This is a genomic window from uncultured Photobacterium sp. (assembly GCF_947502415.1).
In the GTDB taxonomy this organism is placed as follows: Bacteria; Pseudomonadota; Gammaproteobacteria; order Enterobacterales; family Vibrionaceae; genus Photobacterium.
The window spans coordinates 50,132-65,528 of sequence record NZ_CANMZV010000027.1 but is presented as its reverse complement, the minus strand read 5'-3'; the positions used below and the strand labels follow the sequence as shown (position 1 = coordinate 65,528).

The following is a 15,397-nucleotide window of genomic DNA, read 5'->3' as shown; positions in this document are numbered from 1 at the left end:
GTCGGGCTCATAACCCGAAGGTCGTCGGTTCAAATCCGGCCCCCGCAACCAATTCTCATTGAGAGAATATGCGACACCAGCTCAGCTGGTAGAGCGCAACCTTGCCAAGGTTGAGTTCACGCCTAGTTCCTTGAAGATCGGGAACCTCGTGTGTCGCTCCAATTTAAGCTGTCATCGAGCTTTATCGGTGAAACAATACGGACGCGGGGTGGAGCAGCTTGGTAGCTCGTCGGGCTCATAACCCGAAGGTCGTCGGTTCAAATCCGGCCCCCGCAACCAATTCTCATTGAGAGAATATGCGACACCAGCTCAGCTGGTAGAGCGCAACCTTATCAAGGTTGAATTCACGCCTAGTTCCTTGAAGACCGGGAACCTCGTGTGTAGCTCCAATTTCTACTGTCATCGTTTTAGACGGTGAAACTACTACTGTGAAGTATTAGTTCAAATGTAGCATTCCTGAGTTATTCGACTACCGATAGCTTTGTGTGTTACCTCAAGTTTCATAGCTTCGGCTACTGGAAACCATAAGAAGCAATCAGCTTCGAATACATCATCAAAATTTATCTGAGAGTCCGCCCTTATCGGCTGGCTTTTTGTCTTAGGTATCTTCGATGCTCTGTAAGCCGATACTATGACGTATTGGTGTCAAATGACGATACATGCTCTTTTATTTAGTTGATGCTAATAGCCGATACCTCGATGTTATCGAGAAGGGCCTGTGAATCGTATCTGCTCTCTTTATCCAGAACATGAAATTGCTCGAAGGCTTGTGCTTTAAGGGCTTTTCGCTTGCATGTCGGATAAACTCCATTGTTCGTGCACAGACTTATCCACACAGATTAAACTGTGGGTAAGTCAGTTGATTACGTGTGCCGACGCCGTGTGAATAACTCCTCGCTTTTTAGCAAAACGCTAAAACTCCTCGTTATTAATAATAAAATATCAACATCTTAAGGTGTTGATATTACTGGTCTTGTTGGGTTTTATCCCAAGCTTATATACAGTCTGATCAATATGGGGTTGTTTGGGATAACTGTTTTGATTGGCTACCCGCTGAGCTGTGTTTAATATTTTGAACATGGTGAAGATTTTGCTGGTATGAAAATGTTTTCCACATTTACCCAGAAGCAGGATGACGCTCTCATTTTGGGAGGGAATACCAAATGGCGTACTTCCTGAAGGGGATGAGGCATCGCTTCAATTTGGTATCCGGTTTATTTTTGGGGAATTGGATTGTTAGGCGTCGCGGGGAAGCCCTTTCTCTACAATCCGGACAAGCCTCTTCGTTTTTGCTGGCAGAACATCAATGCCGTTTGCCTGACGTTTTTCCAGCTGTTTGCTGATTGCCCATTGAAGGTGTACATCAAGCAGTTCATTCTCGCCCTGCCTTGCCTGTAAAGCTTCTAAGATTTCTTTACTATAAGGGGCATTCCCCATCGCGATGCTCAGGTTGCGTAGCCATTGGATATGGCCGATGCGCCGAATGGCTGAACCTTCGGTATTTTTGAGAAACTCTTTTTCTGTCCACTGGAAAAGTATCGCTAGTGGCGGTTGGTTTAGGTTGTCCCGGCAGTGGTAATCGGCTTCATTCGTGATCTCTGAAAAGCGATTGAATGGGCAGACAAGCTGGCAGTCATCACAACCGTAAATCCGATTGCCGATCAGTTCGCGGAATTCTTCAGGAATGATGCCATCAAACTCAATTGTCAGATAGGAGATGCAGCGCCTTGCATCAACGACCCCTTCTTCGATAATCGCACCGGTAGGACAGCTCGTCATGCAGGCGATGCATTTTCCACACTGGTTTTCTTCTGGAGTATCGACTGGCAACGGTAGGTCGATCAGCAGTTCACCAAGGAAAAACCATGAGCCAGCATCTTTATTAAGAATGAGGGAGTTCTTGCCTGTCCAACCCAATCCCGCTTTCTGTGCCAGTGGGCGCTCAAGAATTGGAGCAGAATCGACAAATGGACGGTAGCCGAACTCACCGGCTTCTTGCTCAATCATTTGGCCGAGGCGTTTTAAGCGGTTGCGGATTAGTTTATGGTAGTCACGGCCCAAAGAATACCGGCTGATGTAGGCGGTATCGGGGTGCTTGAGACTCTGGGCGAACCCAGCCTCCGGTGGGAGGTAGTTCATCCGTACGCTGATCACCCGAACGGTACCTGGGTGTAGTTCGGCCGGGCGGGCACGCATCATGCCATGACGGGCCATCCAGTCCATTTCACCGTGATAGCCTGCATCAGTCCAGCGCTGTAACTGAGCTTCATGCTGTTGAAGATCAATATCGCTGATCCCAATTTGCTGGAAGCCGAGTTCTTTACCCCATTGTTTGATTTTTCGGGTCAGTTCGCTGTAGTCGATACTCATTGGTTTGATTCACAGTGTGGCTGAATTCTTGGGGGCGGAAGTGTACCACAATCATCATGGCTTTCACGGATCTTAAAAAAGACCGGTTCCAGAATGAAGGTTATGCTGTTTTGACATTGTGCCCGGCGGCACTTTTGGGCACTATTTATTCACTGTGCCGTTTGATCATCCTAGTGGGGTCAAGATTGGCTGCCATTAACTAATAATGTTAGAGGTATTTCATGGTGACTTCACAATTACCCGTCCAGCTCTATTTGGCAGATCAGGTTCGCCAAGGGGAGTTGCGGGCTGCGAAAACGATGCTGCTGGAGATGTACCAGCTGATGGAAAGAGCCGGCCAGGCTGTGTTTTCTGTCGTAACGCAGCAATACCCGACGTTGAAGTCTTTATTAGTTTGCTGTGGTGGCGGTAATAACGGCGGGGATGGTTATATTGTTGCCCGCTTGGCGCAGCAGGCCGGTATCAACGTCATATTATGGCAGCTTGGCAGTGCTGAGCGGTTAACCGGTGATGCGGCCTTGGCCCGTGATGCCTGGTTGGCTTGCGGTGGTGAGATCGCACAACCACAGATTCAGATCCCGTCTTCCATCGAGGTTGTGGTGGATGCCTTGCTTGGTACCGGGTTGAAAGGCAGCGTACGGCAGGATTGTGCTGAACTTATTGAGGCAGTGAATGCCTTTGGTTGCCCAGTAATTGCTGTGGATGTGCCATCCGGGCTGTGTGCAGATACCGGTGCAGAGTTGGGGCCGGTGATCAGTGCTGTGGCGACAGTAACTTTTATTGGGGTGAAGCAGGGATTATGTACGGGGCAGGCTGCTAACTATACTGGGCGGCTTTACTTCTCAGGCCTTGGAGTTGATGAAGCTTTTCGGAAGCAGAGTGAACCGTCTGCGATGCGGATAGATCGAACGGAGGTAGAGCGCTGCCTGCCGCTTCGAGCACGTACCGCGCATAAAGGCGATCACGGCCGAGTATTATGTGCCGGTGGGGATTTGGGTATGGCTGGAGCGATTCGTCTGGCATCGGAAGCATGTGCTCGGTGTGGCGCCGGCCTGACTGCTGTGATCACACAGCCTGACAATGTATTGTCAATCGTTGGGGCTAGGCCTGAGATAATGGTGCAAGGATGGCAGGATAAGGCTCATGAGATCAGCCACCGACTGGATTGGGCCGATGTTATAGTGATTGGCCCGGGGTTAGGAATGAGTGATTGGAGCAAGGCTTTGCTGTTTCATTTTGAGACTACCGAGAAAGCAATGGTGGTCGATGCGGATGGATTGAACTTATTAGCCCTATCACCAGACTATAAAAATAATCGTATAATAACGCCGCATCCGGGCGAAGCTGCCCGGTTGCTGGGAACAACGGTAGCTGCGGTAGAAGCTGATCGTTTTTCAGCCGCTCAGTTACTGCAACAGAAATACGGCGGTGTTGTTGTGCTGAAAGGGGCCGGAACGCTGATTTACGACGGTCAGCAGTATTGGCTCTGTACAGCCGGTAACCCGGGAATGGCGACGGGTGGTATGGGAGATGTACTGTCAGGTATTATCGGTGCTTTAGCCGGTCAGCGGCTCTCCTTATCCGAAGCGGCCCGGGTGGGGGTTTGGATCCACAGTACCGCCGCTGATTTGTGTGCCCGGGAGGGGGAGCGAGGCGTGTTGGCCAGCGATCTATTTCCTTATATTCGACAATTAGTAAATCCAAGATAAAGATATCAATGCAAACATTTGAAACCCTTCTTGCCGATGAGCAGGCAACAGTAGATTTCGGCTTGAAACTAGCTCAAGCATGCCAATGCCAGACTACCATCTACTTGCATGGTGACCTCGGCGCTGGAAAAACAACCTTTAGCCGCGGTTTTATCCGGGCTCTGGGACACCAGGGAAATGTAAAAAGCCCTACATATACGTTGGTTGAACCTTATGAACTGCCTCCGTGGCAGGTGTATCACTTTGATCTATACCGCCTGGCTGATCCAGAAGAGCTAGAATTTATGGGGATCCGTGATTATTTCACTGAGGATGCCATCTGCTTGGTAGAGTGGCCGGAAAAAGGTGAAGGGTTGTTGCCAGCTCCCGATTTGGAAATTGAAATGCGTTACAGTGGTGAACAGCGCAAAGCTACGATTACCGCAAATAATGAATATGGTCTAGATTTGATCAAGCGATTGGAGTTGTGTTGATCAGGATGTCATTGCGGACTTTTTTTCATTTATTATTGTTAACAGGGGTAGGATTGTTCAGCTCGTTGGCCATTGCCAATGAGCTGAAAGGCATACGTGTTTGGCCCGCGCCCGATGAAACCCGGGTGGTGCTGGATGTACAGGATGACGCCGATTTTTCTTACTTTACCCTGATCAAGCCAGATCGACTGGTTGTCGATTTGAAAAAAACTTCATTGAAGACGAAGCTGCCGTTCACGGTTAATAACAGCGCTGTGCTGAAGAAGATCCGCAGCAGTAGTCCTCCCGAGAAAGGAACGTATCGCCTGGTATTTGAGACTAAGGCGGGGGTAAATCCGACAATATTTAAGTTGGCACCGACGCCAGATGGTCATTATGGTCACCGCTTGGTGCTGGATCTACCACATAGCAAGAAAGTGGTAAAAAGCCAGTCGGTAATGCCAAAGAAGTCGGTAACAGAAAATAAGAGAGCCGTTTTGCCTTACGGTACAGATGATATCGTGGTGGCGATTGATGCCGGGCATGGCGGTGAAGACCCAGGCTCCATTGGTCCGAGCAAGAAATACGAAAAGAGTGTTACGCTCGGTATTTCGAAAAAAGTGGCGGCGAAGATCAATGCTACACCAGGCATGAAAGCGGTACTGACCCGCAGGGGCGACTATTTTGTCAATCTAAATAAGCGCTCGGAGATTGCCCGCAGGCATAAGGCTCACCTGTTAGTATCTATTCATGCTGATGGCTTCCATCAACCACAGCCGCGAGGGGCGTCGGTCTGGGTATTGAATACCCGGCGGGCGAACAGCGAAATTGGTCGCTGGTTAGAACAGCATGAAAAGCAATCGGAGCTACTGGGGGGCGGTGATGTCCTATCTGGTGGCAAGGATGATCAGTACCTCAGTATGGCGGTACTGGATTTGCAATTTAGCCACTCCCAGAAGGAAGGCTATGATGTGGCTTCCAGAGTGCTGAAAGAACTCAGTAAAGTTACGACGTTGCACAAGAACAAGCCTGAGCATGCGAGTCTGGCAGTGCTGAAGTCGCCAGATATCCCATCGTTACTGGTTGAAACCGGGTTTATTACCAACCCGAAGGAAGAGCGTCTGCTGAATTCGCGGAATCACCAAAATAAGCTGGCGAGTGCTGTGTATAAAGGCGTGCTGGCTTACTTTAATGATAAGCCGCCAAGTGGCACCTTGTTTGCCTCGAGAAAAAATGGCATTAAACACAAGGTCACGTCTGGTCAATCACTTAGTTTGATTGCGGCCAAATATGACACGTCCGTTTCGGTGTTGAAAAAGGCTAATAAGCTTCGTAGTAATACCTTGAAAGTCGGTCAGGTGTTGGTGATTCCTGGCGGGGGGGCTATTGCGGCAACCAGCACGGCTTCGGCGAAGTCTACCAAGCCAGCAAGGCCTGTAGTGAAAACTGTGACACATACCGTGCAACGAGGTGAATTTCTTGGCAAAATTGCCGAAGACTATGGCGTTACAGTCGGCAGCATCCGAAGCCTGAATAAGCTGCGTTCTGATGAGCTGGCGATTGGCCAGAAGCTTAAGGTAGATAGCCGTAACCGTAAGGTGGTAGAGCATACGGTGAAGCGCGGCGAATTTCTTGGCAAAATTGCATCCCGTTATGGGATCAGTGTCGACCGGATTCGCGAAGCAAACCAGTTAAGATCAGATAATCTGGCTGTTGGCCAAAAGCTGACAATTCCTAGAAGTTAACCATACCCAGAAGTGCATTATGTCGATTCAGATTTTGCCTGCCCGGCTGGCAAACCAAATAGCCGCCGGCGAAGTTGTTGAACGTCCCGCTTCGGTGGTGAAAGAGCTGGTTGAAAACAGCCTGGATGCCGGAGCTACTCGGATTGATATTGATATCGACAAAGGGGGCAGTCGGACGATCCGTATTCGCGATAACGGCAAAGGGATCCCAAAAGATGAACTCGGCCTAGCGCTTAGCCGACATGCGACCTCGAAAATTTCGTCGCTGGATGATCTCGAAGCGATCGTGAGTCTGGGATTTCGTGGCGAGGCGTTGGCGAGTATCAGTTCAGTATCCCGCCTGACGTTGACCTCAAAAACGGCAGAGCAAGATGAAGCCTGGTCCGCTTATGCGGAAGGGCGAGACATGGACGTGCAGCTTAAGCCTGCGGCACACCCTGTTGGTTCTACATTGGAAGTGCTGGATTTATTCTTTAATACCCCGGCTCGGCGTAAGTTTCTGCGAACCGAGAAAACGGAATTTAGCCATATTGATGAACTGCTCAAGCGAATTGCTTTGAGCCGGCTTGATGTCACTATCAATCTACGCCATAACGGGAAGATGATCCGCCAGTACCGGGCGGCTCAAACGCAGGTACAGAAAGAGCGTCGATTAGCTGCCGTTTGTGGTACCAATTTCCTTAACCATGCCTTGGCTGTTGAGCTGTCACATGGCGATCTGAAGCTCTCCGGTTGGATTTGTAGCCCGCAGGGAGCCCGGGCGCAAAACGATATCCAGTATTGTTACGTCAATGGCCGGATGATGAAAGATAAACTCATCAACCATGCGATCCGCCAGGCCTATGAGACTAGCCTGAAGGCCGATCAATATGCTGCTTACGTCCTATTTATCGAGGTTGACCCGCATCAGGTGGATGTCAATGTTCACCCGGCCAAACATGAAGTACGTTTCCATCAAGCTAGACTTGTACATGATTTTATTCTGCAGGGGCTACAGAGTGCTCTGCAGCAAAGCTGGCAGGAAATGGGAGAGCCTGTACCACAGCCAATCCAGCGGGCCAGTGCGGTGGCGTCAACGGCAACTTACTCTGCCAACTACGAGCCTGCTGAATACGAGATAGCAGAGCCGTCACCTTTGATGAATGCGGTAGCGAAGACTCCTGATTACCCGAACAAAGCCCAGGCAAGTGAGTGGTTACCTACTTCTGGAGAACCATCCACAAAGACTCACCGGGAAGCGGGGGCGTCATCACGAAGCCAGAGCGACAGTAGCTATAATCGCAGCAATGGTTCAAATAGTCGTGGTTTAAGCAGCTATGGTTCAAGTAGCGACGGTTCTCCGGAGGTGGGCTACATCGGCGGAGGAGCATCCTCAGTCAGAACTGGGCATTCACAGCCACGCCACTATGGTACTGAAACGCCTTCTAAGCAGGAGGTTAGTGCTTACCAACAATTGATGCAGACGCCGCAAGTTGGTGGCTTGGAACCGGCTGCTTCTTCTGCTCCTGTATCGCCCAAACAGGTAAATTACGAATCGGCACCGGTAACGTCATCCATGGTTAAGCCTGTTAATCAGAATGCGATTGATGCCCAAAACGGAGTTGGTTTGGGCAAGGCGCTGTGCCTGGCTAAGCAGCGTTACCTGTTATTGAGCCGGGATGACGGGGTATTTGTCCTGTCGCTCGATTATGCTCAGCGCCTGCGCCACAAAGGCCAGTTGCGACTGGCGCAGGGTGAGGGGCTTAAGCCCCAGCCATTGTTGATCCCGCATTCGATCCCGGTTGGGCAAGGCATGATAGAATGTGCCGAACAGCATGCGCAGTTGCTCAAGCAACTGGGTATTCAATTAAAGGCCAAGGGTAAGAGTGGATTGATTATTATGTCGGTCTGCCTGCCGCTTCGGCAGCAAAATTTGCAGCAGTTTATTCCTGACTTATTGGGTTACCTGGCTTCGGTTGCCGAGGATCCAGAAGCTCAGGGCTGGGATAAATTGCTGGACTGGTTAGCATCGCAGTTAGTTATTCCGACCGACGCGTTCAGCTTGTCACAGGCTATTCAGCTGGTGACAGAGCTTGAGCAGTTATGGGGGAATGATCTTGAATATTATTATCCAAACTTGTTGCGTCCGGTTGATGTCGGCGCAGCAATAGAAGCATTTAACTATGAGTAAGCCACTACCTCAGGCCATCTTTTTAATGGGGCCGACCGCATCTGGAAAAACGGATTTGGCAATTCGTTTGCGTCAGCAGTTTCCGGTGGAGTTGATAAGTGTTGATTCAGCCCTTATCTATAAAGGAATGGATATCGGCACAGCAAAGCCAGATGAGCGGGAACTTTCCCTGGCTCCGCACCGTCTTATCGATATTCGTGATCCAGCGCAAAGTTATTCGGCTGCAGACTTTCGAGCTGATGCACTGAAAGAAATGGCTGATATAGTTGCAGCAGGGCGTATTCCTTTGCTGGTTGGTGGTACTATGTTGTACTACAAGGCATTACTTGAAGGATTATCGCCGTTACCGGCTGCGGATCCTGCGATCCGGGCTGATATTGAGCGAGAGGCCGAAGAAAAAGGCTGGCAGGCACTGCATGATGAGTTAGTGCGAATTGATCCGGTTTCCGGAGCCCGAATTCATCCTAACGATCCCCAGCGCCTGTCTCGAGCATTGGAAGTTTTCCGTATTTCGGGTAAAACTTTAACTGAGCTAACGAAAACTCAAGGTGAGTCTTTGCCGTATAAGGTTCACCAGTTTGCAATAACACCCAAGGATAGGGCTGTCCTACATCAGAGAATTGAGCAACGTTTTGACAACATGATTGAAGCCGGTTTTGAACAGGAAGTTCGAACGTTGTACGAGCGAGGTGACCTTCACCCCGATCTACCCTCGATCCGTTGCGTTGGCTATCGACAGATGTGGGATTATTTGGACGGGAATTGCGATCTAGACGAAGCGGTTTTCCGCGGAATCTGCGCTACCCGTCAATTGGCTAAGCGTCAAATTACCTGGCTTCGTAGCTGGAAAGATTTGACGTGGTTGGATAGCAGTGATGTGGATTCAGCGTTACAAACCGTCACAAACTCAATTAGATGTGACGTTTGATTAACGTGTATACTCTCTCTGTTTTGCGTATTTTTAATTTTTGTTCGTTGCTAAATACAACTACAAACAAATAAGGAAAAGAAATAATGGCTAAGGGGCAATCTTTGCAAGACCCGTTTTTGAATGCGCTGCGTCGTGAAAGAATTCCGGTCTCTATTTACCTAGTTAACGGCATTAAGCTACAGGGTCAGATTGAATCATTTGATCAGTTCGTGATCCTTCTGAAAAACACTGTGAACCAGATGGTGTACAAGCACGCAATCTCAACAGTGGTTCCTGCTCGTCCAGTGAATCACCACCATGCAGCTGAGCGTCCGGCTCCTGCTGAACGTTCTCAGGAAAAAACTGAAGAATAATCGTTCTTCAATAAGGAGTTGATTGCTTGTTTGACCGTTATGAAGCCGGTGAGCAGGCGATTCTTGTTCATATCAACTTCACGCAAGAAGGGGAATGGGAAGACTTAAGCGAATGTGAAATGCTGGTCTCCTCGGCGGGAGTGAATACGCTACGTGTAGTAACAGGTAGTCGTAAAACTCCCCACCCTAAGTATTACGTGGGAGAAGGTAAAGCGCAGGAAATTGCCGAAGCAGTACGGGCTGAAGAAGCCGAAATCGTCATATTCAACCACTCCCTCTCTCCAGCGCAAGAGCGTAACCTGGAGCGCATTTGCAAATGTCGGGTATTGGATCGAACTGGTTTGATCCTTGATATTTTTGCACAGCGCGCGCGTACCCACGAAGGTAAGCTACAGGTTGAGCTAGCCCAGCTACGTCACATTTCTACTCGATTGATCCGCGGTTGGACCCACCTTGAACGACAGAAAGGTGGCATCGGGCTGCGTGGTCCGGGTGAAACTCAGCTGGAAACGGACCGACGTTTGTTGCGGGATCGTATTAAGACTATTCTGCGCCGGTTGGAAAAGGTATCAAAACAGCGGGATCAGGGACGCCGGGCCAGAAACCGGGCGGAAATCCCGACTATTTCCCTGGTGGGTTATACCAATGCCGGGAAATCGACGTTATTTAACCGGGTAACTGATGCCGGGGTTTATGCCGCTGACCAGCTGTTTGCGACCTTGGATCCGACTTTGCGCAAGATTGATGTGGCGGATGTCGGTACATCAATTCTGGCTGATACCGTTGGGTTTATCCGTCATTTACCACATGATTTGGTAGCTGCGTTCAAGGCAACACTGAAAGAAACCCAGGATGCAACCTTGCTGTTGCATGTGGTGGATGCCAGTGATGACCGTTTCCGGGAAAATATTGACGCGGTCAATAACGTACTGGAAGAGATCGATGCTGCAGATGTTCCAGTGTTGCTCGTGATGAATAAGATCGACAACCTGGAAGGCGCTGAGCCGCGGATCGAGCGAGACGAGGATGGGATCCCCCGCCGCGTCTGGGTTTCTGCGATTGAAGGGCTGGGTATTGACCTGCTGTTTGAAGCGCTCACAGAACGCCTGTCTGGCACGATGGTAAAACACACATTGTGTTTGCCGCCGTATCTGATTGGTCGTTATCGCAGTAAGTTTTATCAGCTGGGATGTATTTTGCGTGAAGAATATGAACCTGATGGCAGCCTGACAATTGATATTCGGTTACCGTTAGCAGAGTGGTCTCGCTTACAAAAAAGAGAAAGTACTTCGTTAGATGACTTTATCGTTGCTTAATGGACTGCTAGAGTAATAAAAAACTGTCGTCATATCATATTGATGGAGTTCTATAATGGCGTGGAATGAGCCTGGAAACAACGGCGGCCGTGATAAAGACCCTTGGGGGAATAATAATCGCGGTGGTCGTGATCAAGGTCCGCCGGATCTCGATGAGGTTTTCTCAAAACTGAGTCGTAAGTTCGGTGGTATTTTGGGGAATAAGAAAGGACCTTCGACTGGTGGCAGTGTTGCCGGTTTGGGGGCATTAGCCGTAATTGCCGCTGCTGTATGGGCATTTTCTGGTTTTTATACTATCGGTGAAGCAGAGCGAGGCGTGGTATTGCGCTTCGGTAAGTTTTACGAAATGGTCGATCCTGGTCTGAACTGGAAGCCGACGTTCATTGACGAAGTGAAACCCGTCAACGTACAGGCGATCCGTTCGCTACGTAGCTCAGGTCTGATGCTGACGAAAGACGAAAACGTACTGAAAGTTGAAATGGACGTCCAGTACCGTGTCTCTGATGCAAACAGATATCTGTTCAGCGTAACCAATGCAGATGATAGCCTGCGTCAAGCCACAGATTCTGCACTGCGTGCTGTAATTGGTGACTCGACCATGGATGAAGCATTGACGACAGGACGTCAGACGATCCGTGCTAATACGCAGGAAGCTATCGACAAGATTATCCAGAACTATGACATGGGTATCTTGGTTGTTGATGTGAACTTCCAGTCGGCGCGTCCACCGGAAGCGGTGAAAGATGCATTCGATGATGCGATTGCAGCCCGAGAAGATGAAGAGCGTTTTGTTCGTGAAGCGGAAGCTTACAGCAATGATATTTTGCCGAAGGCGACCGGTCGTGCGGAACGTTTGAAGAAAGAAGCACAAGGTTATTCAGAGAAAGTTATCAATGGCGCCCTCGGTGAAGTGGCCCAGTTTGAGAAGCTGCTTCCTGAGTATCTGGCTGCGAAAGAAGTAACACGTAACCGTCTGTACTTAGAGACAATGGAACGTGTTTACGGCAACACCAGTAAGGTTATGATCGATTCTAACTCGAGTGGCAACCTGTTGTACCTGCCGCTGGATAAGCTGATCAATCCAACGGAACGTAGTGCGCAGCCGAAGGGCAGCACATCAAGCAGTTCGTACGGTATTGAGCTGGAGAAAGTTGAAACAGCACCGGTGTCGACGTCACCACGTGCTGATACTGGTCGTCAGGGGAGATATTAATTATGCGTAAGTTAATGATCCCAGTGATTGTCATCTTCGTTGCCACGCTGCTTATGTCTATGTTCGTGGTTCAGGAAGGTGAGCGCGGTATCGTGGTGCGTTTCGGGCGAATCTTGAAAGATGATAACTCCGAAGTGGCGCGTATTTACGAGCCTGGCCTGCACTTTAAGGTGCCGGTGTTTGACCGTGTTCGTATGCTTGATGCCCGTATTCAGACAATGGATGATCAGGCTGACCGTTTCGTTACGGCTGAGAAAAAAGACGTAATCATCGATACCTACGTGAAGTGGCGTATCGAGGACTTTGGCCAATACTACCTGACTACCGGTGGTGGTGATGCGTCTACGGCTGAGGCCCTACTGAAACGTAAAGTGGTTGATAGCCTGCGTGCTGAAATCGGTTCACGTGAAATCAAGCAGATCGTCTCTGGTCCGGATCGCGGTAAGCAGGTTGATGCTAATGCGGTGGTATCGGATGACAACGATGCGCCAGCAACTGAAATTGTGGCAGAAGTAGCGCCACGCAAAGAGGTTGAAGGCCAGCGTGACCAGATCATGGAAAATGTTCTGGCAGATATCCAGATTAGTGCGGCGAAAGACTTGGGTGTGGCAGTGGTTGATTTCCGAATGAAGAAAATTAACCTGCCAGATGAGATCAGTGAGTCTATCTACCGTCGTATGCGCGCTGAGCGTGAGTCTGTTGCCCGTAAGCACCGCTCACAAGGTCGTGAGAAAGCTGAAGTTATTCGTGCCCAGTCTGAACTGGAAGTGGCGAAAATTTTGGCAGAAGCAGATCGTCAGGCGCGTGTTCTTCGTGGTACGGCTGATGCCAAGTCAGCAGAAATTTATTCTGCAGCTTTTAATAAGAACCCTGAGTTCTATAGCTTCCTGCGTTCACTTAAAGCGTATGAAAATAGCTTCAATTCGAAGAGCGATATTCTGGTTGTTGACCCGAATAGTGATTTCTTCAAGTATATGAAAGAGGCTAACGGCACCACCAACTAAGGTGACGTGATGAATCAGAAAGACAAGGTTTCGGCCTTGTCTTTTTTTTTGTCGTCATATAATACCAAACAGAATAATAATCTGCGTAAAGACCGCGAGCTCCTCGTTGGTACCGATTGCACAAAAAGGTAATGAAGATGAATAAAGCGATTTGGCTGGCTCTGGGGCTGGTACTTATTTTTGAAGGACTGGGTCCTTTAATTGCTCCGCGCGGCTGGCGTGAAATGGTGAGTCAGCTTAGCCAGCAAAGTGATGCTACTCTGCGCCGTATCGGCGGTTGCCTGGTTGTGGCAGGCAGTGTGATTGCTTACATGATGTACACTAGTATGTAAATTGCTCTAGCATGCAATCGTGACACTCTTCTTGCAGAAATATGGGCTATGGTCAAAAAATGACTGCAAGGCGTTCTTTAAGGTGCTAGAATCCCTTTTTAACTACTGATAGACGAAGAAAGATGGCAAATAATGTAGTCGTTCTTGGCACCCAATGGGGTGACGAAGGTAAGGGTAAGATCGTTGATCTTTTGACCGAAGATGCAAAATATGTAGTGCGCTACCAAGGTGGCCATAACGCCGGTCACACTCTTGTCATTGACGGTGAAAAAACTGTCCTTCACCTGATCCCATCAGGTATCCTGCGTGACAACGTTAAATGTATCATCGGTAACGGTGTTGTACTTTCTCCAGATGCGCTGATGAAAGAAATGGGCCCGCTAGAAGAGCGTGGCATCCCAGTTCGTGAACGTCTGTTCCTGTCAGAAGCTTGTCCGCTAATCCTTCCATATCACATCGCTCTTGACCAAGCTCGTGAAGCTGCTCGCGGTAAGAAAGCGATTGGTACTACAGGTCGTGGTATCGGTCCTGCTTACGAAGACAAAGTTGCTCGTCGTGGTCTGCGTGTTGGCGACCTATTCGATAAAGAAGCATTTGCTGAGAAGCTTAAAGAAGTTATGGCTTTCCACAATTTCCAGCTTGAGCACTACTACAATGCTGAGCCAGTAAGCTACGAAGAAGTTCTGGAAAACATCATGGCACAAGCTGATGTTCTGACTTCTATGGTTATCGACGTAACTAAAGAACTTGATGACGCGCGTCTACGTGGCGACAAGATCATGTTTGAAGGTGCGCAAGGTACACTGCTTGATATCGACCACGGTACTTACCCGTACGTAACTTCTTCTAACACTACTGCTGGTGGTGTTGCTGCAGGCTCTGGTTTTGGTCCTCGTCACCTGGGTTACATCCTGGGTATTGCGAAAGCATACTGTACACGTGTAGGTGCAGGTCCGTTCCCAACTGAGCTATACGATGGTCTCGATAAGCAAGACCCAGTTGGTAAGCACCTAGGTGAAGTAGGTCACGAGTTTGGCGCAACTACAGGTCGTCTACGTCGTACTGGTTGGTTTGATGCGGTTGCTATGCGTCGTGCGGTACAGATCAACTCAATCTCTGGTTTCTGTCTGACTAAGCTTGATGTAATGGACGGCCTGAAAGAAATCAAGATCTGTATTGGTTACAAAACGAAAGATGGCGAGATTCTAGAAGTATCTCCAATGGCGGCTGACGCTTACGAAGATCTAGAGCTAATCTACGAAACAGTACCTGGTTGGACTGAAAGCACATTCGGTGCTAAGTCTCTGGATGAGCTTCCACAAGCTGCACTGGATTACATCGCTCGCATTGAAGCGCTGACTGGTGTGCCAATTGATATCATTTCAACTGGCCCAGACCGTAACGAAACTATCATCAAGGTTCATCCATACGGTGAATAATCATCGCCTTTGATGAGGTTCGATAAAAACCAACTCTAAGGGGTTGGTTTTTTTATGTCTGGAGGCTGGGTGGCAAGTAAAGATACGGCTCCGAAATTTTGAAAAAATAGTTGTATCAATAGCTTGGCCGTGCTAAACATTCAAGCGGTAATAGATTGCCGTTTTTTTGGTAAAAGAGGTTATACCAAACTGAACAATAATCTGATCCAATCAGAGCGTTTTCAGACGTTTGAGAACAACCTAAATTGATGAAGATATAGTGTGGCTCTACATCAAAGCAATTTGGGGCCGTTATCGAGTGACTGAAACGCTCCCGAAGGGCGAGTTTAAAAGGTACAGCTACTGTGTTACTTGATTTTGATG

The 15,397-nt window shown here is 49.0% G+C and carries 12 protein-coding genes and 3 tRNA genes; 14 read left to right on the top strand and 1 reads right to left on the bottom strand.

Going from position 1 to position 15,397, the window contains the following annotated elements; genetic code table 11:
* The first annotated feature begins 70 nt into the window (after positions 1-70).
* The 3 genes from Q0852_RS20840 to Q0852_RS20830 all read left to right on the top strand — a co-directional run bounded on the left by Q0852_RS20840 (position 71) and on the right by Q0852_RS20830 (position 389).
* Positions 71-161 (top strand) — tRNA-Gly (locus Q0852_RS20840).
* A gap of 41 nt (positions 162-202) precedes the next feature.
* Positions 203-279, top strand: a tRNA-Met gene (locus tag Q0852_RS20835).
* Positions 280-298: 19 nt separating this feature from the next.
* Positions 299-389, top strand: a tRNA-Asp gene (locus tag Q0852_RS20830).
* An 847-nt stretch (positions 390-1,236) separates the two neighbouring features.
* Here Q0852_RS20830 and queG read toward each other — a convergent pair.
* Positions 1,237-2,370, bottom strand: coding sequence for a tRNA epoxyqueuosine(34) reductase QueG (gene queG, locus Q0852_RS20825; protein WP_299021697.1), 1,134 nt, complete (start codon positions 2,368-2,370; stop codon positions 1,237-1,239).
* 221 nt (positions 2,371-2,591) lie between these two features.
* Here queG and Q0852_RS20820 point away from each other — a divergent pair, with 221 nt between their 5' ends.
* The 11 genes from Q0852_RS20820 to Q0852_RS20770 all read left to right on the top strand — a co-directional run bounded on the left by Q0852_RS20820 (position 2,592) and on the right by Q0852_RS20770 (position 15,034).
* Positions 2,592-4,079, top strand: coding sequence for an NAD(P)H-hydrate dehydratase (locus tag Q0852_RS20820; RefSeq protein ID WP_299021694.1), 1,488 nt, complete (start codon positions 2,592-2,594; stop codon positions 4,077-4,079).
* An 8-nt stretch (positions 4,080-4,087) separates the two neighbouring features.
* Positions 4,088-4,552, top strand: coding sequence for a tRNA (adenosine(37)-N6)-threonylcarbamoyltransferase complex ATPase subunit type 1 TsaE (gene tsaE, locus Q0852_RS20815; protein WP_299021690.1), 465 nt, complete (start codon positions 4,088-4,090; stop codon positions 4,550-4,552).
* Positions 4,553-4,557: 5 nt separating this feature from the next.
* Positions 4,558-6,276: an N-acetylmuramoyl-L-alanine amidase gene (locus Q0852_RS20810; protein WP_299021687.1), complete on the top strand. Its 1,719-nt coding sequence runs from the start codon at positions 4,558-4,560 to the stop codon at positions 6,274-6,276.
* A 19-nt stretch (positions 6,277-6,295) separates the two neighbouring features.
* Complete coding sequence (gene mutL, locus Q0852_RS20805; protein WP_299021682.1) at positions 6,296-8,446, top strand: DNA mismatch repair endonuclease MutL; 2,151 nt, start codon at positions 6,296-6,298, stop codon at positions 8,444-8,446.
* On the top strand, positions 8,439-9,374 hold the full coding sequence (gene miaA / locus Q0852_RS20800; RefSeq protein ID WP_299021678.1) for a tRNA (adenosine(37)-N6)-dimethylallyltransferase MiaA: 936 nt from the start codon (positions 8,439-8,441) through the stop codon (positions 9,372-9,374). The genes mutL and miaA overlap by 8 nt, the downstream gene beginning before the upstream one ends.
* 86 nt (positions 9,375-9,460) lie before the next feature.
* Positions 9,461-9,730 carry an RNA chaperone Hfq gene (gene hfq, locus Q0852_RS20795; protein ID WP_299021677.1) on the top strand — a complete coding sequence of 90 codons (270 nt, stop codon included), beginning with the start codon at positions 9,461-9,463 and terminating at the stop codon, positions 9,728-9,730.
* A gap of 26 nt (positions 9,731-9,756) precedes the next feature.
* Entirely contained in the window at positions 9,757-11,046 is a 1,290-nt protein-coding gene (hflX, locus tag Q0852_RS20790; protein WP_299021675.1) for a ribosome rescue GTPase HflX, read from the top strand.
* Between the two features lie 55 nt (positions 11,047-11,101).
* On the top strand, positions 11,102-12,259 hold the full coding sequence (hflK, locus tag Q0852_RS20785; RefSeq protein ID WP_299021673.1) for an FtsH protease activity modulator HflK: 1,158 nt from the start codon (positions 11,102-11,104) through the stop codon (positions 12,257-12,259).
* A 2-nt stretch (positions 12,260-12,261) separates the two neighbouring features.
* Positions 12,262-13,263, top strand: coding sequence for a protease modulator HflC (hflC, locus tag Q0852_RS20780; RefSeq protein ID WP_299021670.1), 1,002 nt, complete (start codon positions 12,262-12,264; stop codon positions 13,261-13,263).
* 137 nt (positions 13,264-13,400) lie between these two features.
* Positions 13,401-13,595, top strand: a complete 195-nt coding sequence (locus Q0852_RS20775) for a DUF2065 domain-containing protein (protein WP_299021668.1) — start codon at positions 13,401-13,403, stop codon at positions 13,593-13,595.
* A 122-nt stretch (positions 13,596-13,717) separates the two neighbouring features.
* Entirely contained in the window at positions 13,718-15,034 is a 1,317-nt protein-coding gene (locus Q0852_RS20770) for an adenylosuccinate synthase (protein WP_299021667.1), read from the top strand.
* Positions 15,035-15,397 lie beyond the last annotated feature (363 nt).

What these genes read in the sequence shown, in the direction of transcription:
- hflC (WP_299021670.1), top strand. Translation starts at nt 12,262, where the DNA reads ATGCGTAAGTTAATGATCCCAGTGATTGTCATCTTCGTTGCCACGCTG.
- hfq (WP_299021677.1), top strand. Translation starts at nt 9,461, where the DNA reads ATGGCTAAGGGGCAATCTTTGCAAGACCCGTTTTTGAATGCGCTGCGT.
- mutL (WP_299021682.1), top strand. Translation starts at nt 6,296, where the DNA reads ATGTCGATTCAGATTTTGCCTGCCCGGCTGGCAAACCAAATAGCCGCC.
- hflK (WP_299021673.1), top strand. Translation starts at nt 11,102, where the DNA reads ATGGCGTGGAATGAGCCTGGAAACAACGGCGGCCGTGATAAAGACCCT.
- Q0852_RS20810 (WP_299021687.1), top strand. Translation starts at nt 4,558, where the DNA reads ATGTCATTGCGGACTTTTTTTCATTTATTATTGTTAACAGGGGTAGGA.
- Q0852_RS20770 (WP_299021667.1), top strand. Translation starts at nt 13,718, where the DNA reads ATGGCAAATAATGTAGTCGTTCTTGGCACCCAATGGGGTGACGAAGGT.
- miaA (WP_299021678.1), top strand. Translation starts at nt 8,439, where the DNA reads ATGAGTAAGCCACTACCTCAGGCCATCTTTTTAATGGGGCCGACCGCA.
- Q0852_RS20820 (WP_299021694.1), top strand. Translation starts at nt 2,592, where the DNA reads ATGGTGACTTCACAATTACCCGTCCAGCTCTATTTGGCAGATCAGGTT.
- tsaE (WP_299021690.1), top strand. Translation starts at nt 4,088, where the DNA reads ATGCAAACATTTGAAACCCTTCTTGCCGATGAGCAGGCAACAGTAGAT.
- Q0852_RS20775 (WP_299021668.1), top strand. Translation starts at nt 13,401, where the DNA reads ATGAATAAAGCGATTTGGCTGGCTCTGGGGCTGGTACTTATTTTTGAA.
- queG (WP_299021697.1), bottom strand. Translation starts at nt 2,370, where the DNA reads ATGAGTATCGACTACAGCGAACTGACCCGAAAAATCAAACAATGGGGT.